The sequence below is a fragment of the Pseudomonas sp. SWRI50 genome (genome assembly GCF_014269095.1).
Lineage (GTDB): Bacteria > Pseudomonadota > Gammaproteobacteria > Pseudomonadales > Pseudomonadaceae > Aquipseudomonas > Aquipseudomonas kermanshahensis.
Genome location: NZ_JABWRW010000023.1, coordinates 1 through 23,303, shown reverse-complemented (window position 1 = coordinate 23,303; position 23,303 = coordinate 1). Strand labels below are relative to the sequence as shown.

The following is a 23,303-nucleotide window of genomic DNA, read 5'->3' as shown; positions in this document are numbered from 1 at the left end:
TGATGCGTAACTACGCCGAGGCCGCTCGTGTTTTCGACCATGCCCAGGCCGCCGCTGATGCCCTGCAGGGCGATCTGTCTGCGCTCAACGCCTGCGTCGAATGCTGCGACCGCCATGTGGGCAGCGACAAGCTCGCCCTGCTGTGGGTGAACCGCGACGGCGAAAGCCAGCCGTTCACATTCGATACGCTGTGCGAGCAGGCCGCGCGTTTTGCCAACGTGCTCAAGGCGCAGGGTGTAAAAGTGGGAGACCGCGTTGCCGGCCTGATGCCGCGTACTCCACAGCTGCTGGTGACCATCCTTGCCACGTGGCGCCTGGGTGCTGTCTATCAGCCGCTGTTTACTGCGTTCGGGCCCAAGGCCATCGAGCATCGACTGGAGCAGTCCGGGGCCAAGGTGGTGGTCACCGACAGCCAGAACCGCGCCAAGCTGGATGAGGTGCACGGTTGCCCGACGATCATCAGTGTGCACGCCCGCGCCGGCGAGCTGGACTTCCAGCAGAGCCTGGACGGCGCCGCTGAGCACTGCCCGCCGGTCATGCGCACGGGCGATGACCCTTTCCTGTTGATGTTCACTTCCGGCACCACTGGCCCGGCCAAACCCCTCGAAGTGCCGCTGCGCGCGATCGTCGCCTTCCAGGGTTACATGCGCGACGCCATCGACCTGCGGCCGAAAGACAACTTCTGGAACCTGGCCGACCCGGGCTGGGCCTATGGGCTTTACTACGCCGTCACCGGCCCGCTGGCGCTGGGCCATGCCACGACGTTCTACGATGGCCCGTTCAGCGTGGAAAGCTGCGCGCGGATCATCGACAAGTTCGGCATTACCAACCTGGCCGGTTCGCCAACCGCGTACCGCCTGTTGATCGCGGCAGGCAGCGAATTTTCGGCACCGATCAAAGGCCGCCTGCGGGTGGTCAGCAGCGCCGGCGAGCCGCTCAACCCAGAGGTGATCCGCTGGTTCGCCGACGAGCTTGGGGTAACCATCCACGACCATTATGGGCAGACCGAACTGGGCATGGTGTTGTGCAATCACCATGGCCTGGAGCACCCGGTGCACCTGGGGTCTGCCGGCTTCGCCATCCCCGGGCACCGCATCGTGGTGCTGGACGAGCAGGGCGCGGAGCTGCCGCCTGGCCAGCCCGGCATCCTGGCCGTGGACCGCGAGCAGTCGCCGTTGTGCTGGTTTGGTGGCTACCACGGCGTGCCGACCAAAGCCTTCGTCGGCAAGTATTACCTCAGCGGCGACACGGTCGAACTCAATGCCGATGGCAGCATCAGCTTTGTGGGCCGCAGCGACGACGTGATCACCACCTCCGGCTACCGGGTTGGCCCTTTCGACGTGGAGAGCGCGCTGATCGAGCACCCGGCGGTGGTCGAGGCGGCGGTGGTCGGCAAGCCCGACCCTGAACGCACCGAGCTGATCAAAGCGTTCGTCGTCCTGGCCAAAGGCGTGGAAGGCACCCCCGAGCTGGAAGAAACCCTGCGCCAGCACGTGCGCAAGCGCTTGTACGCCCACGCCTACCCCCGCGAAATCGAATTCGTCAGCGAGCTGCCCAAGACCCCGAGCGGCAAGCTGCAACGCTTCATCCTGCGCAACCAGGAAATCGCCAAACAACAGGCCCAACTGGCCGCTCACGCCAGTGCCTAAAGGAACGACACCATGCAAATAGCCAACAAACACTTTATCGTCAGTGGCGCCGCATCCGGGCTGGGTGCCGCCACCGCACAGATGCTGATCGAGGCCGGTGCTAAGGTCATGCTGGTCGACCTCAATGCTCAGGCGGTCGAAGCCAAGGCGTGTGAACTGGGCGACAACGCCCGCTTTTCGGTCGCCGACATCAGCGACGAGCAGGCCGCCAAGGCTGCGGTCGACGCCGCCGTCAGCGCTTTTGGCAGCCTGCATGGGCTGGTCAACTGCGCCGGTATCGTCGGCGCCGAGAAAGTCCTGGGCAAACAAGGCCCGCATGGCCTGGCCAGTTTCGCCAAGGTCATCAACGTCAACCTGATTGGCAGCTTCAACCTGCTGCGCTTGACTGCAGCAGCGATGGCCGAGGGGCCGGCGGATGAGAGTGGCGAGCGCGGGGTGATCATCAATACCGCCTCTATCGCTGCTTATGACGGGCAGATCGGCCAAGCTGCGTACGCGGCATCCAAGGGTGCCATCGCCAGCCTCACCCTGCCAACGGCCCGTGAGCTGGCGCGTTTCGGCATCCGCGTGATGACCATCGCCCCGGGCATTTTCGAAACCCCGATGATGGCCGGCATGACCCAGGAAGTGCGTGACTCGCTGGCCGCCGGGGTGCCGTTCCCGCCGCGCCTGGGCCGCCCTCAGGAATACGCTGCACTGGCCCGCCACATCATCGAGAACAGCATGCTCAACGGCGAGGTGATCCGCCTCGACGGCGCGCTGCGCATGGCTGCCAAGTAAGGAGTAATGAACATGACCCTCGCCAACGACCCGATTGTCATCGTCAGCGCCGTGCGCACGCCCATGGGCGGCCTGCAGGGCGACCTCAAGAGCCTCACCGCACCGCAGCTGGGGGCCGCGGCGATCCGCGCCGCCGTCGAGCGCGCCGGCATCGAGGCCACCAGCGTCGAACAGGTACTGTTCGGTTGCGTGCTGCCGGCAGGCCTGGGCCAGGCCCCCGCGCGCCAGGCAGCGCTGGGCGCCGGCTTGGACAAACACACCACCTGCACCACCTTGAACAAGATGTGTGGTTCGGGCATGCAGGCCGCGATCATGGCCCATGACCTGCTGCTGGCCGGCAGCGCCGATGTGGTGGTGGCGGGTGGCATGGAGAGCATGACCAACGCGCCCTACCTGCTGGACAAGGCCCGGGGTGGATACCGCATGGGCCATGGCAAGATCATCGACCATATGTTCATGGATGGCCTCGAAGACGCCTACGACAAGGGCCGTTTGATGGGCACTTTCGCCGAGGATTGCGCCCAGGCTGGCGCTTTCAGCCGCGAAGCCCAGGATGCCTTTGCCATCAGCTCGCTGACCCGCGCCCAGGACGCGATCAAGCAGGGCCGTTTCAGCGCCGAGATCGTTCCGGTGGAAGTCACCGAGGGCAAGGAAAAACGCGTCATCACGGATGACGAGCAACCGCCCAAGGCGCGCCTGGACAAGATCCCGCAGCTTAAACCGGCCTTCCGTGAAGGCGGTACGGTGACGGCCGCCAACGCCAGTTCGATTTCCGACGGCGCTGCTGCGCTGGTGCTGATGCGCCGCAGCGAAGCCGAAAAGCGCGGCTTGAAACCTTTGGCCGTGATCCATGGCCATGCGGCCTTTGCCGATGCGCCCGCGCTGTTCCCCACCGCGCCGATCGGGGCCATCGATAAACTGATGAAACGCACCGGCTGGAACCTGGCCGAGGTGGACCTGTTCGAGATCAACGAAGCGTTTGCCGTGGTCACCCTGGCGGCCATGAAACACCTCGACCTGCCACACGACAAGGTCAATATCCATGGCGGTGCTTGCGCCTTGGGCCACCCGATCGGCGCCTCAGGCGCGCGCATCCTGGTGACCTTGCTGTCGGCCCTGCGCCAGAACAACCTGCGCCGTGGCGTGGCGGCCATCTGCATCGGCGGTGGCGAGGCCACGGCCATGGCCGTCGAATGCCTGTATTGAGGTGAACCATGTTGGTAACTGACGAGCAACAACAGATCGCCGACGCCGTGCGTGACTTTGCCCAGGAGCGCCTGCGGCCGTTTGCTGAGCAATGGGATAAGGCCCACCGCTTCCCGCGGGAAGCCATCGACGAGATGGCCGCCCTGGGCCTGTTCGGCATGCTGGTGCCGGAGCAGTACGGCGGCAGTGACACAGGGTATGTGGCGTACGCCATGGCCCTGGAAGAAATCGCCGCAGGCGATGGTGCCTGTTCGACCATCATGAGCGTGCACAACTCGGTGGGTTGCGTGCCCATCCTGAAATTCGGCACCGAGCAGCAGAAGCAGCAGTTTCTGGCGCCGCTGGCCAGCGGCGCGATGATCGGCGCCTTCGCGCTCACTGAGCCCCAGGCCGGCTCCGATGCCAGCAGCCTGAAGACCCGCGCACGCCTGGACGGCGACCACTACGTGCTCAACGGCAGCAAGCAGTTCATCACCTCCGGGCAAAACGCCGGCGTGGTCATCGTTTTCGCGGTTACCGACCCAGAGGCGGGCAAGCGTGGCATCACGGCGTTTATCGTGCCGACCGATTCGCCGGGCTACCAGGTTGCCAGGGTCGAGGACAAACTCGGCCAGCATGCCTCGGACACCTGCCAGATCGTCTTCGACAACGTGCGGGTGCCGGTCGCCAATCGCCTGGGTGAAGAGGGGCAGGGTTACAAGATTGCCCTGGCCAACCTTGAAGGGGGCCGTATCGGCATTGCGTCGCAGTCGGTCGGCATGGCTCGGGCTGCGTTCGAGGTGGCCCGCGACTATGCCAAGGAGCGGCAGAGCTTCGGCAAGCCGTTGATCGAGCACCAGGCCGTGGCCTTCCGCCTGGCCGATATGGCCACGCGCATTGCCGTGGCCAGGCAGATGGTGCTGCACGCCGCGGCCTTGCGTGATGCCGGGCGGCCGGCTTTGACGGAGGCGTCGATGGCCAAGCTGTTTGCCTCGGAAATGGCCGAAAAGGTCTGTTCGGACGCCTTGCAGACCCTGGGCGGTTATGGCTATCTGAGTGACTTCCCGCTGGAGCGGATCTACCGCGACGTTCGGGTCTGCCAGATTTACGAAGGCACCAGCGACATTCAGCGCATGGTCATTGCGCGCAATCTTTGAAGGAGCAGTCTGCATGGCATTCGAAACCATCCTGTTGGACATCCACGGCAAGGTCGGCCTGATCACCCTCAACCGGCCGCAGGCGCTCAATGCGCTCAATGCGCAGATCGTCGGCGAGATCAACCAGGCCCTGGACCAGCTCGAGCGTGACCCGAACATCGGCTGCGTGGTGCTGACCGGCTCGGCCAAGGCCTTTGCCGCAGGTGCCGATATCAAGGAAATGGCCGACCTCCAATACCCTCAGATCTACGTCGACGACCTGTTCAGTGACGCAGACCGAATTGCCAATCGGCGCAAACCGATCATTGCGGCGGTGTCCGGGTTTGCCCTGGGCGGCGGGTGTGAGCTGGCGATGATGTGCGACTTCATTCTGGCAGCGGACAATGCCCGGTTCGGCCAGCCTGAGATCAACCTTGGGGTGTTGCCGGGCATGGGCGGCACCCAGCGGCTGACCCGCGCGGTGGGCAAGGCCAAGGCCATGGAACTGTGCCTGACAGGGCGATTGATGGGCGCCGAGGAGGCCGAACGTGCGGGGCTGGTGGCGCGCGTGGTGCCGCAGGCTGAGCTGGTCGAAGAAGCCTTGAAGGTGGCGGCGACCATCGCCAGCAAGTCGATCCCGGTGAGCATGATGGTCAAGGAAAGTGTCAACCGGGCCTTTGAGGTGACCCTGAGTGAGGGGGTGCGTTTCGAGCGTCGGGTGTTCCATGCGGCCTTTGCCACTGAAGACCAGAAGGAAGGCATGAGCGCTTTTATCGCCAAGCGCGAGGCACAGTTCAAGGATCGTTGAACCTGGCTGTAGGGTATGGCGTGAGGTGGGTGGCGTCTGGGAGATCGAGCGCCGCGCGGGCGGCGCTCGATCTCATGGGCTATGCATAACCCAAGGCAGGCGCCCATCAGCCCAGACGCGCCTGTACCGCCTGCCACCCGAGCACCGACCAGCGGATTCTGGTCAATCGAATCAAATTCGCCTCCGATTGCAGTTGCTCCACGCGACGTGGCGCCTTAGACTGCCGCCCCCTGTAAAAGAGTGCCGGTTGGCGCTTGAAGAATTCCGCTGCTGATGCACTGGCGTCGGCGGCACCCGAATCGCCCAAATGCACATTTTTCATAGAGAAATCGATGACCAAGGAACAGTTGCTGGCCATGTCGGCCGATGACTACATGAACGCTGATCAGCTCGCCTTCTTCACTGGCCTGCTGCAGTCGATGAAAGTCGAAACCCATGAGCGCATCGAGTTGAGCCGTGCCACCATCGAGGGCCTGGACACTCCGTCGGACCCTGCTGACGTGGCTTCGGTAGAAGAAGAGCGTAGCTGGTTGGTCAATGCCATCGACCGCGACCAGCGTTTGCTGCCACAGCTTGAAATGGCGCTGGACCGTATCGCTGACGAGAGCTTCGGCTGGTGCGATGACAGTGGTGAGCCGATTGGCCTGAAGCGTTTGCTGATCAGCCCGACCACCAAGTACTGCATCGAAGCCCAGGAACGCCACGAGCAGCTCGACCGCCACCAGCGCCAGGTCTGATCGCGCGCAGTGCGTGAAGCCCCACGGAGCAATCCCTGGGGCTTTTTGCGTTTGTGCGTGATATGCCCGGATTTGTTGCCTGTGGCGTAACACTGCTGTACCGAGATGCGCTGTTTCCTCCGTGCAGGCAGGCGTATCATGGCTTTATCGTTAGGGTGCTAATTAAATTCCGGAGGGGATGATGAATAGCCGTGTCGATGTAGCCGTGATGATTGGCTCGGGGGTACCTGCCACCCTGCAGGCGCTGGGCAAGCGTATTTGTTGGGTGGTGCTGGTCAATGGCGAGCGCCGTGGTACGGCGTTCGCCACCCGTGACGAGGCGCTGGAATGCCAGTCGGCCTGGATGCAGCAACTCAAAAAAGGCCTGGCCGCCTGACGGCCGTCATTGCTCCAGATGGCGGGCCAGCTCACACGCGTCCTGATGCCGGCAGCGAAACCCCTTGACCCTGCCCGTGGCGCTTTCGGTGACATGAAAGAAGCGGACACCTGCGGGTATGACAACGTAGCGTGGCGCTGCATGAGTGCTGGCGATGTAAGAAATGTTCTTTGCCTCTCGACGGATTTCGGTGTTTTCGTGCATATTCCTTCCCCAGTAATGCGCTGATGGATTTCAGAGCCCGTTCTGTCGAGCGCTCTGCAACTACCTATCGCATCTTTTCTGGCGGGTTTGTTGTCAGGCATTACGCTTCCCACGTGGGGAATTTGCCGAAAACCTGCACTTAGGCCATATCTGGCAAGCCAGAGTAAAGATTCCTGCAGGCTACAGTGCCAGCGGATACAGACATCAGCGCATCGCTTTATTACTCTTTTCGCCTATCGATATGTAATGGCCGTGCCTCACTGAGCGTGTGTGGGGGCGGGATGTAACCGATTGAGGATCACTTCATTGGCAGTCAGCACACTTGATACTCACGCCTTGTTCGCCTTGGGCGATTTGCGCGGTAAATTGGCCCAGCTGTTCCAGGGCCGCTTTGTTTATGTCACCGAACAAAGTCCTGAAGGCCTGTACATGGCCGAAATCGACACCGAAAGCGCATTGGTGGTCGATGACAAACAGCGTCTGGAGCTGAAGGTTGGCGATCACTTCCGCGCTGCGGTATTGCCCAGCCGCGAGGGTGGCAAGCTGGAAATGCGCTTTCGAGACATCAAGTTCAATGTCTACGGTGTTGGCGACTACGCCTTTGTTTCCGTGCCTGAAGGCGAGGGCGTCGTGTTGCGCGAAGGCAATGGCGTGATGCTGGTCTTTGCTGCGCAACAGCAAGTGCAGGAAGGGCTGGGTAAGCTGCTCAAGGCAGTGACTGGCAAAGTCGCGAAGTGGCGCAAGGGTGAGCTGACCACATTCAAGGCCAGTGAATGACCGAGCGCGACAACGCGCCTGTGTCGCGTGCAGAGTTTCATCACCAGCACCAGGCGGATGCGCTGGCGCAAGCCGAACGGCTGTTGGCCCAGCGTGAAGCGCTGCAAGGCGCTTGGCTGAACTGGGTGGCAGGCGAGCTCTATCGACTCAGCCCGCCACCGTATGCCGCCATGGTGCGGCGTGAGTTGCAGCGCCTCAGCCAGGGGTGAGGCTGCAACCGGTCAATGGCCACGGTCGCTGCCGCTACTGACTTCTTCAGGTACCGCCTCTTTGGACATCCGCTTGCGAAACAGCGCAGCCCTGGCCAGCAAGAGCGTGGTGACCGGCACCGTGATCGACAACAGGATCGGGATCAGCCAGGCGTGCAGAACGGGCCCTTCTTTAAGCCACGAAAAGTAGATGATCGAGGCCAGGGCAACACACCATGCACCAATGGTGGAGGCTAGAGCGGGTGGGTGCATGCGCTGAAAGTAATCCTTCATGCGCACCAGGCCCACGGCACCGATCAGGGCGAACAGGCTGCCGATCAGCAGCAGCGCAGCGGTGACCAGTTCAAGCCAGAAGGGCAGTTGTAGCGCTTCGGTCATTCGATCACCTCACCACGTAGCAGGAACTTGGCCAGGGCGAACGAGCCGACAAAGCCGAACAGTGCAATCAGCAGGGCACCTTCGAAGTAGGTGTCGCTGGCATAACGGATCCCTAGCACCAGCATCGTCAGCATGGCCAGGATGTACAGGTAGTCCAGTGCCAGCACCCGGTCCTGGGCGGACGGGCCGCGGAACAACCGGATCAGTGCCAGGGCCATGGCCAGGGCAAAGATGAACAGGCTGGCGAGTACAGCGTTGGCGAGCAGGCCTGTCATTGGAAAATCTCCATCAGCGGGCGTTCGTAGGTGTGCTTGAAATGCTCGATGAAGGCGGCTTCATCCTCAAGGTCGAACACATGCAGCAACAGCACGCTGCGGTCCAGCGCCAGTTCGGACCAGACCGTGCCAGGTACCACCGTGGTGATCATTGACAGGGCAGCCAAGCCATGGGCATCGCGCAAGGCCAGCGGAATGTGCACGAATGCCGAGCGCGGCGGCTGCTTGCCCGCACGCAGAACGCCACGGGCCACCAGCAGGTTGGACACGATCACATCCAGGCCGACCCGGCCAATCAACTTGGCAATCACCCAAGGCCGCTGCACATGGGCGTGCTGAGGGCGTAGGGGGGCCATCAACAGTGGCGCAAAAATGCCGAGGATGGCACCCAGCAGCAGGTTGCCGGCGCTGACGGACAGGTTCAGCAGCAACCACAGGCCGAATAGCGAGACCGACAGCAGTGGGGCGGGAAACAGGCGCTTCATGGCAGTACCTCCACGTCGAGGGAGGTCGGGCCGGGGATTGGCCGAGCGGCCATCACCGCTTTGATGTAGGTATCGGGTGCCTGCAGGCTGGCCGCTGTGTCCTGGGTGTAGCGCAGCAGCGGCTCGGCCTTGAGGCTGAGGATGATGCACAGGCCCAGCAGGATGACGATTGGCAGGCATTCATAACGACGCAGCAGCGGCGAGGGGCGCTCTTCGGGCTTCCAGAAACGTTGGATGCCCACGCGGCCGAAGGCGATCAACGACGCCATGCCGGACAGCACCAGCAGTGCCACCAGGCCCCAACCTGCCGCTGTCAGCGGTTGCTCCGGCGCTATACCCAGCCCCAACGGGTTGAACAGCGCGTTGATCAGGTTGAGTTTGCCGACGAAGCCCGACAGTGGTGGCATGCCGATGATCAGCAGCGCGCAGGCGATGAAGCTTAGGCCGAGGAAGGCCATGGTCCAGGGGATGATCTGGCCGATCACCACCTTTTGTTCGTCATCGAGGTTGATGCCCTTGGGTGGGTGCAGCGACTCCAGGGGCGAAGGCATGGCATCTTCTTCGTCATCCAGCGGCGCTTCATTGGCTGAACGCGAGCGCTCGACCAGTTCGGCGAGCAGGAACAACGCGCACAACGCCAGGGTCGAGTTGACCAGGTAGAACAAGGCCGCACCCGTTAACGCCGGCTGAGCAAAGCCAACGGCCGCGAGCAGGGTGCCGGCGGACACCAGGATGCTCAGGGCAGCCATGCGTTCCAGGCGCTGTGCGGCCAGTATCGAGACCGCGGCCACAGCCAGTGTGACCAGCCCCCCGTACACCAGCCACTGGCCGCCAAACTGCGCGGAGGCGCCGGCCTGCCCGGAGAAGAGCAGCGTCCACAGGCGCAGCACGGCATACAGGCCGACCTTGGTCATGATCGCGAACAGCGCGGCAACCGGTGCGCTGGCCGAAGCGTAGGCCGGCACCAGCCAGAAATTCAGCGGCCAGATACCGGCCTTGGCCAGAAACGCCATGGCGAGGATTGCGGCGCCCGCATGCAGCAGGCCTCGGTCGGCCTCTGGCACCAGCGGGATCTTCAGCGCAAGGTCGGCCATGTTCAGGGTGCCTGTCACGCCATAGAGCATCGCCGCGCCCACCAGGAACAACGACGAAGCGAACAGGTTGATGGCGATATAGTGCAGGCCCGCCTTGACCCTGGCACGCCCCGAGCCATGCAGCAGCAAACCGTAGGATGCGGCCAGCAGCACCTCGAAGAACACGAACAGGTTGAACAGGTCGGCGGTCAGGAAGGCACCGTACAGCCCCATCAGCTGGATTTGGAACAGCGCGTGGAAGCTGGCGCCGGCACTGTCCCAGCGGGCCCGGGCAAACAGCAGGGCGCTGAAGCCGATGATGCCGGTCAGGGTCAGCAGCAAGGCAGACAGGTGGTCCACCACCAGCACGATGCCAAACGGTGCAGGCCAGTTGCCCGGCAGGTAGACACCGATCGATTCGGCTTGACCCTGGGTACGGACCCACAGCAGCAGGCTGACCGCGATGGCCAGGCCCGCGAAGGTGGACAGCAGGTTAAGCCGCGCCTTGATGCGCCGGTGTTTCTCGCCCAACAACAGCATGATCGCCGCCGTGATGAGGGGCAGCAGGATGGGCGCGACGATCAGTTGACTCATACCACTCATTCGTCACGCTCCCGGCCATCGACGTGGTCGGTACCGGTCAAGCCGCGCGAGGCCAGCAGCACGACCAGAAACAGCGCGGTCATGGCGAAGCTGATGACGATGGCAGTCAGCACCAACGCCTGCGGGAGCGGGTCGGTGTAGTGCAGCAAGTCTTGAGTGACGCCGTCCTTGATGATCGGTTCCTTGCCGATGAACAGGCTGCCCATGCTGAAGATGAACAGGTTGACCCCGTACGACAACAGGCACAGGCCCATGATCACTTGGTAGGTTCGTGGGCGCAGGATCAACCACACCCCGGAGGCGGCCAGTACACCGATGGCGACTGCAATGACTTCTTCCATCAGGCGGCTCCTGCTTGGCTGGATTTCGACGGGTTGCCCGGGCGGTAGGCGCGCACCGATTGGTGCGCCAGGGCAGTGAGGATCAGCAGGGTCGAGCCGACCACCACGGTGTACACGCCGACGTCGAAGAACAGCGCGCTGGCCACATGCACATCACCCAGCACAGGCAGGTGCAAGTGGGCGGTGTGCGTGGTCAGGAAGGGGTAGCCGAGCAGCATGGCGCCTACCCCGGTCAGGGTCGCGCAGAGCAGGCCAGTGCCCATCCAGCGCAGTGGGCGTAGGCTCATCTGCGCTTCGACCCACTGGGTACCGGCGACCATGTACTGCAGGATGAACGCCACCGACATCACCAGGCCTGCGACAAAGCCGCCGCCCGGCTGGTTGTGGCCGCGCATGAACAGGTACATCGATACCAGCAGGGCGATCGGCAGCAACAGCCGCACCAGCACCGCGGGCACCATCATGAAGCCCAGCGCGGTGTCCGTAGCGTGGCGCGGGTTGATCAGGTCAGTGACCACGTCGGGCGCCAGCTGGCGTTGCTGGGCGGGCAGCTGCATGCTCTCTTTGGGTGGGCGGAAGCGTCGCAGCAGGGCGAATACGGTCAGGGCCACGGCGACCAGCACGGTGATTTCACCGAGGGTGTCGAAGCCACGGAAGTCGACCAGCATCACATTGACCACATTGGTGCCGCCGCCCTGGGGCAGGGCGCGGCTCAGGTAGAACGAAGAAATGTCGTTGGGGGTCGGCCGGGTCAGCATGGCATAGGACAGAACCGCCATGCCGCCGCCCACCAGCACTGCCAGCAACAGGTCGCGCAGGCGACGCATGCGGGCGCGCTCCAGGCTGCCGGGCAGCGGCGAAACGCCCTCGATACGGCGCGGCAGCCAGCGCAAGCCGAGCAGGATCAGCACGGTGGTGACCACTTCCACAACCAGTTGAGTCAGGGCCAGGTCGGGCGCCGAGAACCAGACGAAGGTGATGCAGGTCATCAGGCCGCAGACACTGACCATGATCAAGGCGGCCAGGCGGTGATACTTGGCTTGGTAGGCGGCGCCGATGGCGCAGGCGATGGCGATCAGCCAGAGTGCGACGAATACACCGGAGCCCGGGATTTTCGGGCGCTCGCCCCAGGTCAGGCCGCTGTAGAGCATGGGCGTGAGGCCGGCCAGAAACGCCGCCAGCACCAGCATGAACAACTGCGATTGCAGGCGGCGCGTGGTCAGCAGGTTTTCGATTCGCCGGGCCAGCAGCATCAGGTGGACCTGGCCATGCTCGAACAGGCGCTTGCCATTGAAGCGCTCGATCAGCGGCGGGTAAGGGAAGCGCCCCAGGCGCAACTGCTTGCGCAGCAGCAGGTACAGCACGATCCCGCCGCTCATGGCGATCAGGCTCATGATCAAGGGTGCATTCCAGCCGTGCCAGATGGCCAGGCTGTATTCCGGTAACGTACCGCCCACCACCGGCAGGGCTGCCGCCGCCAGCAGCGGGCCTACTGACTGCGCGGGGAAAATACCGACCACCAGGCAGGTGAGCACCAGCAACTCGACCGGCGCACGCATCCAGCGCGGCGGTTCGTGGGGGGTATGGGGCAGGTCTTGGGCGGGTGGCCCGAAGAACACATCGACCGTGAAGCGCAGGGCGTAGGCCACGCTGAATGTACCGGCCAGGGTGGCGATTACCGGCAGGGCGGTTTCGACCCAGGCGGTGGAGCTGATGAATACCGTTTCGGCGAAGAACATCTCTTTGGACAGGAAACCGTTCATCAGCGGCACGCCGGCCATCGAAGCGCTGGCTACCATGGCCAGGGTCGCAGTGTAGGGCACCAGGCGGATCAGGCCGCTAAGCCGTCGGATATCGCGTGTGCCGCTCTCGTGGTCGATGATGCCGGCGGCCATGAACAACGAGGCCTTGAAGGTGGCATGGTTGAGAATATGGAACACCGCGGCGACCGCTGCCAGCGGGCTGTTGAGGCCCAGCAACAGGGTGATCAGGCCCAGGTGGCTGATGGTGGAGTAGGCCAGCAGGCCCTTGAGGTCGTTCTGGAACATCGCGGCGAAGGCGCCGAGCAGCAACGTGATGGCGCCGGCGCCGCCGACGATCCAGAACCACTCCTCGCTGCCTGACAGCACAGGCCAAAGCCGCGCCAGCAGGAACACCCCGGCCTTGACCATGGTTGCCGAATGCAGATAGGCCGAGACCGGCGTGGGTGCTGCCATCGCGTGGGGCAGCCAGAACTGGAAGGGGAACTGCGCACTCTTGCTCAAGGCGCCAATCAGGATCAAAGGCAGCAGCACCGGGTACAGCGCGTGCTGGCGGATGAGGTCGCCGGCAGCCAGGACCTTGTCCAGGTCGTAGCTGCCGACCACATGGCCCAGTAGTAGCGCCCCGACCAGCAAGCACAGGCCGCCGGCACCGGTGACCATCAGCGCCATGTAGGCGCCGCGGCGGGCGTCGGCGCGGTGGTGCCAATAGCCGATCAGCAGGAACGAGAACAGGCTGGTCAGCTCCCAGAAGAACACCAGCTGGATCAGGTTGCCGGAGATCACCAGGCCCAGCATGGCGCCCATGAACGCGAGGAAGAAGGCGAAGAAGCGCGGTACCGGATCCTGCGGCGACATGTAGTAGCGGGCGTACAGCGACACCAGTGTGCCGATGCCCAGTACCAGCAGCGAGAACAGCCAGGCGAAGCCGTCCATGCGCAATACAAGGTTCAACCCCAGGCTGGGCAGCCAGAGGAATTCCTCGCGAATCACGCCACCGTGGGCAACTTGGGGGTACAGCAGTGCTACCTGGACCGTACCGACCAAGGCGACAAGCCCGGCGAGTATGGACTCGGCGTTTCGTGCGTTGTGCGGCAGCACGGCTGCCAGGCAACTGCCCACGAACGGCAGAAGCAATAGCACTATCAAGGACATAGCGTTCTATTCTGGAGAGGTTTGCCAAGGATCATACGTGCCGAGCAGTTGATCACCAACACGCAAGCTGTCGCAGAATCGTACAAATACGGTGTTACAAGGTATTTTTTTATAACAGTTTTTTACAAAGCATAGCTGGAGTTGGCCGGTTTACAGGCCTGTTTGGTGCTCGGCTTCATCCTGCGCTTCGCGCGTTGTGGCGCTTTCGCGGGGGCGGCGCACCTTCAGTTCACTGACCACCACGGCGATCACGATCAGCAGCCCGCCAATCAACGCCACACCGGGCAGACGCTCGCCGGCGATGCGCCCAACGATCCCGGCCCACACAGGCTCGCCCGCATAGATCAGCGTGGCGCGGGTGGGTGAAACCGACTTTTGTGCCCAGTTCATGGCCAGCTGGATCACTGCGCTCATGGCGCCGAGCCCCACCGCACTCATCACCAGCAGCCAGGAAAAGTCCGGTAGGCGCTCCTGGGTCGGCACGATCATCAGAAATGACAGCAACGACGCGGTAGCCAGCTGCACCACGGTCACGCGGCGCACATCGACCTGGCCGGCATAGCGGCTGATCAGGATGATCTCGCCGGCGATGGCGATGGCGCTGACCAGGGTCACCATCTCGCCTTCGCTGAAGTGCAAGCTGCCGCCTTCCGGCCCTGCCAGCAGCATCAGGCCAAGGAATGCCAGGCAGATGCCGAGGCTTGGCATCAGGCCGGGGCGACGGCCAAGCACCAGCCATTGCAACAACGGCACGAAGGGCACATACAGCGCGGTGATGAATGCGGACTGGCTGCTGCTGATGGTTTGCAGGCCCATGGTCTGCAAGCCGTAGCCGAGCATGATCGAGACGCCGATCAGTACGCCCGCCTTGAGTTCGGTAAAGGTCAGCCCCGACAGCGCGCGCGCCGAGATCGCGCCAACGAACAACGCCGCCGCAGCAAAGCGCAGGCCGACGAAGAACATCGGGCCGCTGACCGTCATCACGTTATGCACCAGCAAGAAGGTGCCACCCCACAGCATGGTGATGAATACCAGCATCAGTTCGGCTTTGCTCAGGCGCAAAGAAACGCGTGTATAGGGCTTGCAGGTGGGTTGGTTCATGGTCTTGCGCACTCGGAGGGGGCGGCGCACAATCTGCGCCAAGTGGGCAGTATACTGCGCAGTCACGATCAGCGAGCAATACAGTGCACAAAAATTCCACGCACCGGGCATCGGTGTTACAGCATGTTAGCCTCAACGTACGCAGCCTGCGTCACGCAGCGGGTATGAGCCAGTCTGCCTTGGCCGAGCGTTCTGGCGTCAGCCGACGAATGCTGGTGGCGATCGAGGCGGGTGAGAAGAATGTCAGCCTTACTACGCTCGATTTGATCGCCGAGGCCTTGGGGGTGGCGTTCAGTACGTTGATCCAGGCGCCCGAGCGGCGCGACCCCAGCCGCATCGACGAACTGGCCTGGGCCGGTGAGCATCCGCAAAGCAAGGCAGTGCTGCTGGGTAGCAGCACCGCCCGGCGTGAGGTCGAACTCTGGGAGTGGACCCTGGCACCGGGCGAGTGCTATGTCAGCGAGGCCGATGCCGATGGCTGGAGCGAGCAGATCTACGTGGCCGAAGGGCAGCTCACATTAGTCATCGAGCAGGCCGAGTATTGCCTGCAGGTTGGCCAGTTTCATGTCTTCCCTAGCAACTGCCGCTACGCCTACCGCAACGATGGCGCCGTGGCGGTGCGCTTTGTGCGAAATGTGGTGATCTGACACTCGCTTTAAAGGCAAGGCGCGATCATTTGCCGAGCAGCTCATCGGTCTTCACCACCTTGGCGTAGGCAAACGCCAGGGCCGCCATTGCCGAGTCGTGTACATGGGCCGCCGGCACCTGTTTGCCATCGAACTCCAGCGGCAAGGTCGCGCAGGCGTCGTGAGCCACAGTCACGTCGTAGCCATAATCGGCGGCGGCGCGGGTCGCTGCATCGATGCACATGTGGCTCATGCTGCCGACGATGGTCAGTGCCTCGATCCCTTGCTGGTCCAGCGTGTGCTTGAGGTCGGTACCGAGAAACGCATTGACCTTGTGCTTGAGCACCACCGGCTCGCCCGCCTTGGGTTGCACCTTGGCGTGGATGGCCGCGCCGGGGGAGCCCGGTGCGAAGAACGGCGCATCGGCACTTTCGAACTCATGCCGCACATGCACCACCAGGTCGCCCCGCTCACGCGCGGCTGCCAACAGCCGGGCGGCGTTGTCGGCTGCCTGGTCTGCGCCGTCGAGGGCCCATTTGCCACCGGGGAAATAGTCGTTCTGGATGTCGATGATGATCAGTGCTTGCTTGCTCATGTTGCCTCCTGCGGCAGTGGTCGTTGGATGACGATAGTTATAGGCTGTGCGCTTCGACCTGAGGATTGGCACGACCGACACAATGAGGGCAAAAACTGACAACCCTGCGCGCCTGGACATCGGCCTGCTGCTTTACCCAGGGGCGCAGCGTGCGGCCGTGCATGGCCTGACCGACCTGTTCACGGTGGCCAACCGAGTTGCCGCCGAGTTGGGCGCTGTCGAGCTGCCGCAGATCCGCGTCAGCCACTGGCAGGTCGATGAAGCGGGGTTGTTGCAGTGGGTTGAGGATAGTGGCTCTGAGGCGGCCACGGCGCTGAGGGTGATGATCATTCCGCCAAGCCTGGACTCGGCGCCACACGCTGAGCTGCTTGCGCGCCATCGCCTGCCCTTGAATCAGCTCCATGGGCGCGGCACGGTGCTGGCGTCGGTGTGCATCGGCGTGTTTTTCATCGCGGCCAGTGGGCTGCTCGACGGGCGCCCGGCCTGTACCCATTGGAACTATGTGCAAGCGCTTGCACAGCGTTTTCCCCTGGTGCGGGTGGAGGCGAACCAGCCGCTGCTGGACGACGGTGACATCATGACGTCGGCCGGGCTGATGGCCTGGACCGAGCTGGGCTTGCGCCTGCTGGAGCGGTTCATGGGGGCGACGGTGGCGCGCGAGACGGCTCGCTACCTGGCTGTCGAGCCCGTGGCGGCGCCGTTGCCGGGGGCATTGTTCAACCCCCGCCTGGACCATGGCGATGAGGCAGTGCTCAAAGTGCAGCACTGGTTACAGGGCAATGGTGGACAGGATGCCGACCTGGCCGCCATGGCCGCTTGTGCAGGCCTTGAGGAGCGGACCTTTCTGCGGCGCTTTCGGGCTGCCACCGGTTTACGCCCGACCGAGTATTGCCAGCAAGTACGGGTTGGGCGCGCCTGTCGGTTGCTGGAATTTACCCGGCGCAATGTCGAACAAATCGCCTGGGGTGTGGGTTATCAGGACCCCGGCGCTTTTCGCAAAGTGTTTCAGCGCATCACCGGTTTGACGCCCAGTGAATATCGACGACGCTTTGCGGTTTCAGGTTGAACCAGCGACCGCTCGTACGGCAGCAAAAAACACTTGACCTTGACTTAACTTGAGGTTTTACCCTGCTCACCATCACGCCATTGGCGTCCGGAGCAAGGAGACTTTTCATGACGGCAACGCCTCATTCTCTGTGGTTTACCCAGATGATCGAATACGAGGTGCCTGCGCTGCAGCAAGTGGCGTTGGCCCAGGCCCTGGTGGTGCGCAGCGAAGCGTTGGCCGCAGGTTGTGAGGGCTTGCAGGGCGTGAGCATCCAGGCCAGTGACGATGGCAGCCGGGTTCTCCAGTACCTGCAGTGGCAATCGCGCCAGGCATGGGCGGCGGCCGCCGACCATTTCGTTGAAGAACCCTTTCTCGACCTGCTGTGCCAGCATCAGGCGCGGGGCGTCAACTTCGCGGCTTACCAGACATTGCGCAGCCTGGTCCGCAATGCCGACGGTGGCTTGCACTGCCAGGTCGGTGAGCCTTAGGCATACCAGGGCGCGTAGTGTGGGTAGCGGTCCAGGCGTGCGCCAATGACCATCTCGCTGACCCACGACGTGAGGATCGAGCTGTAGGCTTTCTGGCTTTCTTCGCTGGACAAGGCGTGGTCGGCACCGTCGACGATGCGGTGGGTCAGCGAATGGGCGCTGATGAATGCCGAGCGGTAGCTCATCAGTGTGCTGTGGGGGACATAGTCATCATGCTCGGACTCCACCAGTAACACATCGCCGCCGAATTCGGCGCACGCGGCCAGTGCGCGATTGTCCGCCGGGCCAAGCTGGCGCTGGCGGTAGGCGTTCAGCCGCTGCCGATCAAGGGTTTGCTTGGGGGTGTCCCACTCATCGTCCCAGTACAGGGCAGGCACCCGCATTGCCAGCCACCGTACTGGCCGCAACCGCGTCAACAAGGTGGCCAGGTAACCGCCATAGCTGCTGCCAATGATGGCGATGGAATTGCTGTCCACGCTGGGGTGACTGACCAGGCGGTCGTAGGCTGCCAGCAGGTCGTTGAGGTTCTGTTCGCGGCTGACGGTCAGGCGTTGGCTTTCGGTCTTTTCGTGCCCGCGCAAGTCGAAGGTCATGCACACGCACCCCAGCCCGGTAATGTGTCGGGCGCGGGCCAGGTCGCGTTGCTGGCTACCGCCCCAGCCGTGGACGAAGAGTATGCCGGGCATCTTGCTGCCAGGGCTGACCAGGGTGCCGACGATGCTGTCATTCTCGACGTGCAGCTCAATGGTCTCACTCTGAATGCTCATGTTCGCGGATCCGCGCAAATTTGCTGAGTTGTCCGAGTTCACTGTCGATTCCTTGGTAGAAGAGAGTGGCGTCAGTGGGCAGGTCGGGCGTGCCGAACACTTCATGGGTCGAAGCACGCACCCGCTGCAGTGTCGGCTCAGCAGCGAAGGCCTGCAGGGCCAGCAGTTCTGCACTGCTGGCACCGCCCAGACGCCAGGATTGTTCAAGCACGCCGCTGCGTACATGGCCTTGGGCGTTGGTGCCGCGGGCAATGTCGTAGTTACGCCTTGACGCCACGAAGCCTGGGAAGTGCTGCTCCGCGGCACGTTCGTAGACCATGGCCTGGTTGATCGCCAGGCGCAGGTGGTCTTCCAACGGCAGCTGTAGCAACGCCTGGTAGTCACCGCGCACCACGAGTAGATCAGAGCCGCCATAGACCTCTGTGCCTTGGTGGTCGTGCGTCAGTTGCTGAGTGCCGTGGTAGCTACAGGTCAGGCCCGCGACACGCACTTGGCCAACACTGAAGGTCTGCACCTCGCTCAGGTCTTCTTCGAGCACTAACCCCCAGACGGCCAGGTCTTGGTCGTCCATGTCGGCCAGTAACGGCTCCAGCGCATCCAGTGTGTCGATGACCTGCTGCCCCCGCCCGGCACAGGCCAGTACTGGCTTGATCCGTAGCGGGCCATCGAGCAGGAGCAAGCGTGCGGCATTGCGAGCGTCGGCCTTGCTGAATACGGTATAGCCACGCAACAGCGCATCACTGGCCTGAAGGGCGAAGGCGTCGGTCCAGCCTGGGGGGAAGCTGGCGGCGGCCGGCAGCGGGTGGGAAATCGCCTTGGTCGCCATATAAGGAAAAGCGACCAGCCCGCCGAACAGGTCCTGTTCGGTGCGGATACCCAAGGCTGCATGGCGCTGCGGGTCGATCAGCGTTTCGGTCGGCAGGTAGTAGTAGCGGTCGCTGGGCGTGGAGGGCGGGTCGAGATACACGTGTGCGCAACCCAACAGTTGCGCCAGGCCATCGGCAAGCTTGAGGTGTACAGCATGTTCATGGTCAGGCGTGTGCTGGCGGGTGTCGAGCAGCACAACGGCGGTTTTCGCGTCACCGGCAGCGGGCATAGGGGGTGGCCTGTCTGCAATGAATGTACTTGGTGTGAAGCCGTGGTTTTTGGGAAGTTCAGCAGGATGTGATCGGTGGTCCTGGTTCTGCTGTAGGAAATGTCCTGATTGCTGAGGGCGTGATGGGCAATGCATGCCGCAGGCCGGTCGCAGTGATTGCAGGGTAGGGGTGGCTGTACCATTATCGATGGTCTGAAATCAGTAGAGATGTTTTCGCAGGAGTGCGCATGAACGTTCAGACCACGATAGAGCAAGCTGTGCCGGAGCGCCTGGCGCGGGTGCGTCAGGCCATGGCCGCAGAGGGGGTCGATGCGCTGCTGGTGCCCTCGGCCGACCCTCATCTTTCCGAGTACCTGCCTGGTTTCTGGCAGGGGCGTCAATGGCTGTCCGGTTTCCAAGGGTCGGTCGGCACGCTGGTGGTCACGGCGGGGTTTGCCGGGCTCTGGGTTGACAGCCGCTATTGGGAGCAGGCCGAGCACGAGCTGGCAGGCAGCGGCATCGAGTTGATGAAGCTGCTGCCAGGCAAGCCGGGCGCGCTGGAATGGCTGGGTGAGCATGTCGAGCCACAGGGTGTCGTGGCAGTGGACGGTGCTGTCATGGCCTTGGCGTCGGCGCGTTTGCTGAGCGAGCGTCTGAAGGCCCGGGATGTGCGGCTGGTCACGGACAAGGACGTGCTTGGCAAGGTTTGGGAGGGGCGCCCGTCGCTGCCGAGCAACCCGGTCTACCAACACTTGCCGCCGCATGCCTCGCAGAACCGGGCAGACAAACTCGCTCAGTTGCGTGAGACCTTGAAGGCCAAGGGCGCTGACTGGCATTTCATCGCCACCCTGGATGATATCGCCTGGCTCTTCAATCTGCGTGGCAGCGATGTGTCCTACAACCCAGTCTTTGTTTCCTTTGCCCTGATCAGTCAGCAGCAGGCGACGGTGTTCGTTGGCCAGGACAAGGTCGATGAGCATCTGCGCCAAGTGTTGGCGGTTGATGGCATTGAGGTGCGTGACTATGCCGAAATCGGTCAGGCCCTGGGCGCCGTGCCTTCAGGCAGTCGCCTGTTGCTCGACCCGGCGCGGGTCACCTGCGGTTTGCTGGAAAACCTGGCCTCAGGCGTTGAGCTGGTCGAGGGGGTCAACCCCACCACGCTGAGCAAGTCGTGCAAGGGTGAGGATGATCTTGTGCATATTCGCCGGGCCATGGAGCAGGACGGCGCCGCCTTGTGCGAGTTTTTCGCCTGGTTCGAGGCGTCTCTGGGCCATGAGGTCATTACCGAGCTGACGGTCGATGAGCGATTGAGCGCCGCCCGTGCTCGCCGTCCAGACTTCGTGTCGTTGAGTTTCTCGACCATTGCCGCCTTTAATGGCAATGGTGCGATGCCTCATTACCGCGCCACCGAGCAATCGCATGCCATCATCGAAGGTGACGGTTTGCTGCTGATCGATTCCGGGGGGCAGTACCTGGGGGGGACTACCGACATTACCCGGATGGTGCCGGTGGGTAACCCTACGCTTGAGCAGAAGCAGGATTGCACGCGTGTGCTCAAGGGCATGATTGCGCTATCGCGCGCCACCTTCCCCCGCGGGATCCTCTCGCCGCTGCTCGATGCCATTGCCCGGGCACCGATCTGGGCCGATCAGGTGGACTATGGCCACGGTACCGGCCATGGCGTGGGTTACTTCATGAACGTCCACGAAGGGCCGCAGGTGATTGCCTATCAGGCGGCGCCTACGCCACAGACGGCCATGCAGGCGGGCATGATCAGTTCGATCGAGCCGGGTACTTACCGGCCGCGTGAGTGGGGCGTACGCATTGAGAACCTGGTGGTTAGCCGGGAAGCGGGCAAGAGTGTGTTCGGCGATTTCCTGAACTTCGAGACCTTGACGCTTTGCCCGATCGACACGCGCTGCCTGTTGCCCGAGCTGCTTGCCAAGGAAGAGTTGGCGTGGCTGAACCGTTACCACGCGACGGTGCATGAGCGTCTTGCGCCGCTGTTGAAGGGCGAGGCCCTGGCATGGCTGCAGGCGCGTACCGCGCCGCTGTGATGGCAAATAAACAAGGGGCAGCGCTCGCGCTGCCCTTTGAGCTCAATGCCTGGTGGTCATCACTTGCAGATGACGATCATGCTGCGGCTGGTATAGCCAGCTGGATTGATACCGAACAAGTAATCGCCTTGCTCTTCGTCGGTATCGCCGGAGCGAGCAATGACTTTGTAACCGCGGGTGCTGCAGGAGGTGGCGGCCTTGCTGTAGCAGTTATCCCACGATGAGGAGAGGCCGGAGCAATTGATATGCAGGCCTTTCTTCCCCTTTTTGACCTCAGTCTTGGCCGTGGCGGCACATCCAGCAATAGCCAAAATGGCCAGAATGAGCAAAATACGTTTCATTCCCTTCCTTAAATGCAGGGCGGATCATTTGTCGGGCCCTGTCGTTGTCACTGCTGTCTTCCTGAAAAATCCCCAGCGTCCGTCTTCGGTCCACCAGATCGCGTAAAGTGATTGATTCTGTGTGACAGCTTAATCAGCGAGACGGGCCGCTACAATCACTAATCCCGTCTTAAATGAAAATAGTTCTCATATCAGTCGGCGGCGACGGGTGGGGTTGGCGTCTGGCGCATTGACAACGTGGTGCCTACCGACGCGACGATGATGGCGAGAATCGCGAGCCATTGGGTGGTGCTCAGCACCTCCCCGAGGAACAGAAGGCCTGAAAGTGCGCCAAACGCCGGCTCGATACTCATCAAGGTGCCGAACGTGCGCGCAGGCATGCGGGTCAGGGCAACCATTTCCAGGCTATAGGGCAGGGCGGTGGACAGTATCGCGACACCCAGTGCCATCGGGATGACCGCTGGGGTGAGCAGTGCGCTGCCGGCATGAATTACCCCGATGGGGGCAACGAACAGGGCGGCGACCACGACGCCGAGGGCGGCGCTCTGGATGCCGTGCTCGGCACCGGCGCGTTGCCCGAACAGAATATAAAGCGCCCAGCACACCCCTGCACCCAAGGCATACGCAGCGCCTACCGGGTCCAAAGCCTGGCCGCCATCGCCTGCTGGCAGCAACAGTAGAAGCCCGGCGATCGCCATCGCGATCCAGAGAAAGTCGATAGGACGGCGCGAGGAGAAGATCGCCACCGCCAGTGGCCCCGTGAACTCCAGTGCCACGGCGATACCGATAGGTACTGTTTGTAGCGCCATATAGAAGAGGAAGTTCATGCCCCCAAGTGCCATGCCATAGATGATGACATTGCGCAGGGTGTTGGCGGTCATGCGGACGCGCCATGGGCGTAATATGAGCAGCATGATGATGCTGGCGAAGATCAGGCGCAGGGCTGTGGTGCCTTGGGCGCCGATGATGGGGAACATGCTTTTGGCCAGTGAGGCACCGGACTGTATGGATGCCATGGCGATCAGCAGCAGGCCGATAGGGAAGAGAGTAGCGGCCAGGCTGCGGGGTTGGGTGTTCATCTCTGCGCGGCGATCCTTGGGCGGGTAGGGTGTGCACTATAGTGCGCACTTACATGGGCAGAGGGCAAGATGTCACGCTTTTGAAATTAAAGGTTGACGGGGTTTCGAATCCCCTTATAATGCGCCCCACTTCCAGCGTGATTGGAACGAGAAACTCCTTGAGTATCAACGAGTTAATCGATTCAGGCAGTGTTG

Annotated in this window: 25 protein-coding genes; 13 read left to right on the top strand and 12 right to left on the bottom strand. The window is 62.7% G+C overall.

What is annotated here, in order from left to right:
* The first annotated feature begins 2 nt into the window (after positions 1-2).
* The 9 genes from HU750_RS21200 (at position 3) to HU750_RS21160 (ending at position 7,861) form a co-directional block, all read left to right on the top strand.
* Positions 3-1,649, top strand: coding sequence for an acyl-CoA synthetase (locus tag HU750_RS21200; protein WP_186682189.1), 1,647 nt, complete (start codon positions 3-5; stop codon positions 1,647-1,649).
* 12 nt (positions 1,650-1,661) lie between these two features.
* The gene (locus tag HU750_RS21195) at positions 1,662-2,429 is read left to right on the top strand and encodes an SDR family NAD(P)-dependent oxidoreductase (protein WP_186682187.1); all 768 of its coding nucleotides are present in this window, start codon (positions 1,662-1,664) and stop codon (positions 2,427-2,429) included.
* Between the two features lie 12 nt (positions 2,430-2,441).
* Positions 2,442-3,635 (top strand): acetyl-CoA C-acyltransferase, encoded by a 1,194-nt coding sequence (locus HU750_RS21190; protein WP_186682185.1) that lies wholly within the window; start codon positions 2,442-2,444, stop codon positions 3,633-3,635.
* 8 nt (positions 3,636-3,643) lie between these two features.
* Positions 3,644-4,771 carry an acyl-CoA dehydrogenase gene (locus HU750_RS21185; RefSeq protein WP_027596554.1) on the top strand — a complete coding sequence of 376 codons (1,128 nt, stop codon included), beginning with the start codon at positions 3,644-3,646 and terminating at the stop codon, positions 4,769-4,771.
* Between the two features lie 13 nt (positions 4,772-4,784).
* The gene (locus HU750_RS21180) at positions 4,785-5,558 is read left to right on the top strand and encodes an enoyl-CoA hydratase (protein ID WP_099429973.1); all 774 of its coding nucleotides are present in this window, start codon (positions 4,785-4,787) and stop codon (positions 5,556-5,558) included.
* Between the two features lie 332 nt (positions 5,559-5,890).
* On the top strand, positions 5,891-6,295 hold the full coding sequence (locus HU750_RS21175; RefSeq protein ID WP_027596552.1) for a TraR/DksA family transcriptional regulator: 405 nt from the start codon (positions 5,891-5,893) through the stop codon (positions 6,293-6,295).
* 181 nt (positions 6,296-6,476) lie between these two features.
* A complete protein-coding gene (locus tag HU750_RS21170; protein ID WP_186682183.1) occupies positions 6,477-6,671 on the top strand; it encodes a hypothetical protein in 195 nt (64 codons plus the stop codon).
* Between the two features lie 510 nt (positions 6,672-7,181).
* Positions 7,182-7,652: a hypothetical protein gene (locus HU750_RS21165; RefSeq protein ID WP_027596550.1), complete on the top strand. Its 471-nt coding sequence runs from the start codon at positions 7,182-7,184 to the stop codon at positions 7,650-7,652.
* On the top strand, positions 7,649-7,861 hold the full coding sequence (locus tag HU750_RS21160) for a hypothetical protein (RefSeq protein WP_027596549.1): 213 nt from the start codon (positions 7,649-7,651) through the stop codon (positions 7,859-7,861). Before HU750_RS21165 ends, HU750_RS21160 begins: the two co-directional genes overlap by 4 nt.
* Positions 7,862-7,873: 12 nt before the next feature.
* Here the strand turns inward: HU750_RS21160 and HU750_RS21155 are convergent, their stop codons facing one another.
* The 7 genes from HU750_RS21155 to HU750_RS21125 form a co-directional block, all read right to left on the bottom strand.
* Complete coding sequence (locus HU750_RS21155; protein WP_186682180.1) at positions 7,874-8,239, bottom strand: Na+/H+ antiporter subunit G; 366 nt, start codon at positions 8,237-8,239, stop codon at positions 7,874-7,876.
* The gene (locus tag HU750_RS21150; RefSeq protein WP_003259015.1) at positions 8,236-8,514 is read right to left on the bottom strand and encodes a K+/H+ antiporter subunit F; all 279 of its coding nucleotides are present in this window, start codon (positions 8,512-8,514) and stop codon (positions 8,236-8,238) included. Before HU750_RS21150 ends, HU750_RS21155 begins: the two co-directional genes overlap by 4 nt.
* Positions 8,511-8,999 (bottom strand): Na+/H+ antiporter subunit E, encoded by a 489-nt coding sequence (locus HU750_RS21145; RefSeq protein WP_027596547.1) that lies wholly within the window; start codon positions 8,997-8,999, stop codon positions 8,511-8,513. The genes HU750_RS21150 and HU750_RS21145 overlap by 4 nt, the downstream gene beginning before the upstream one ends.
* Positions 8,996-10,675, bottom strand: a complete 1,680-nt coding sequence (locus HU750_RS21140) for a monovalent cation/H+ antiporter subunit D (protein WP_186682179.1) — start codon at positions 10,673-10,675, stop codon at positions 8,996-8,998. Before HU750_RS21140 ends, HU750_RS21145 begins: the two co-directional genes overlap by 4 nt.
* Entirely contained in the window at positions 10,672-11,016 is a 345-nt protein-coding gene (locus HU750_RS21135; RefSeq protein WP_003250128.1) for a Na+/H+ antiporter subunit C, read from the bottom strand. Before HU750_RS21135 ends, HU750_RS21140 begins: the two co-directional genes overlap by 4 nt.
* The gene (locus HU750_RS21130; protein ID WP_027596545.1) at positions 11,016-13,931 is read right to left on the bottom strand and encodes a monovalent cation/H+ antiporter subunit A; all 2,916 of its coding nucleotides are present in this window, start codon (positions 13,929-13,931) and stop codon (positions 11,016-11,018) included. The genes HU750_RS21135 and HU750_RS21130 overlap by 1 nt, the downstream gene beginning before the upstream one ends.
* A gap of 150 nt (positions 13,932-14,081) precedes the next feature.
* A complete protein-coding gene (locus HU750_RS21125) occupies positions 14,082-15,032 on the bottom strand; it encodes a DMT family transporter (protein ID WP_186682177.1) in 951 nt (316 codons plus the stop codon).
* Positions 15,033-15,115: 83 nt separating this feature from the next.
* Between HU750_RS21125 and relB the strand changes: the two genes are divergently transcribed.
* Positions 15,116-15,679 (top strand): type II toxin-antitoxin system RelB family anti-toxin, encoded by a 564-nt coding sequence (gene relB, locus HU750_RS21120; RefSeq protein WP_099429969.1) that lies wholly within the window; start codon positions 15,116-15,118, stop codon positions 15,677-15,679.
* A 25-nt stretch (positions 15,680-15,704) separates the two neighbouring features.
* On the opposite strand, the gene HU750_RS21115 is transcribed toward relB, so the two are convergent.
* The gene (locus HU750_RS21115) at positions 15,705-16,253 is read right to left on the bottom strand and encodes a cysteine hydrolase family protein (RefSeq protein WP_186682175.1); all 549 of its coding nucleotides are present in this window, start codon (positions 16,251-16,253) and stop codon (positions 15,705-15,707) included.
* 82 nt (positions 16,254-16,335) lie between these two features.
* On the opposite strand from HU750_RS21115, the gene HU750_RS21110 reads away from it, so the two are divergent.
* Positions 16,336-17,319 carry a GlxA family transcriptional regulator gene (locus HU750_RS21110; RefSeq protein WP_085274186.1) on the top strand — a complete coding sequence of 328 codons (984 nt, stop codon included), beginning with the start codon at positions 16,336-16,338 and terminating at the stop codon, positions 17,317-17,319.
* 107 nt (positions 17,320-17,426) lie between these two features.
* The gene (locus HU750_RS21105; RefSeq protein ID WP_027596540.1) at positions 17,427-17,789 is read left to right on the top strand and encodes an antibiotic biosynthesis monooxygenase; all 363 of its coding nucleotides are present in this window, start codon (positions 17,427-17,429) and stop codon (positions 17,787-17,789) included.
* Here HU750_RS21105 and HU750_RS21100 read toward each other — a convergent pair.
* The gene (locus HU750_RS21100; RefSeq protein WP_186682173.1) at positions 17,786-18,556 is read right to left on the bottom strand and encodes an alpha/beta hydrolase family protein; all 771 of its coding nucleotides are present in this window, start codon (positions 18,554-18,556) and stop codon (positions 17,786-17,788) included. The two genes, HU750_RS21105 and HU750_RS21100, sit on opposite strands and share 4 nt — an antisense overlap.
* Positions 18,540-19,652, bottom strand: a complete 1,113-nt coding sequence (locus HU750_RS21095) for a DUF3182 family protein (RefSeq protein ID WP_186682171.1) — start codon at positions 19,650-19,652, stop codon at positions 18,540-18,542. The genes HU750_RS21100 and HU750_RS21095 overlap by 17 nt, the downstream gene beginning before the upstream one ends.
* Positions 19,653-19,879: 227 nt before the next feature.
* Here HU750_RS21095 and HU750_RS21090 point away from each other — a divergent pair, with 227 nt between their 5' ends.
* The gene (locus tag HU750_RS21090) at positions 19,880-21,688 is read left to right on the top strand and encodes an aminopeptidase P family protein (RefSeq protein WP_186682169.1); all 1,809 of its coding nucleotides are present in this window, start codon (positions 19,880-19,882) and stop codon (positions 21,686-21,688) included.
* Between the two features lie 59 nt (positions 21,689-21,747).
* On the opposite strand, the gene HU750_RS21085 is transcribed toward HU750_RS21090, so the two are convergent.
* Positions 21,748-22,029 (bottom strand): hypothetical protein, encoded by a 282-nt coding sequence (locus HU750_RS21085; protein WP_027596536.1) that lies wholly within the window; start codon positions 22,027-22,029, stop codon positions 21,748-21,750.
* Positions 22,030-22,220: 191 nt separating this feature from the next.
* Positions 22,221-23,108: a threonine/homoserine exporter RhtA gene (gene rhtA, locus HU750_RS21080; RefSeq protein WP_186682167.1), complete on the bottom strand. Its 888-nt coding sequence runs from the start codon at positions 23,106-23,108 to the stop codon at positions 22,221-22,223.
* Positions 23,109-23,303 lie beyond the last annotated feature (195 nt).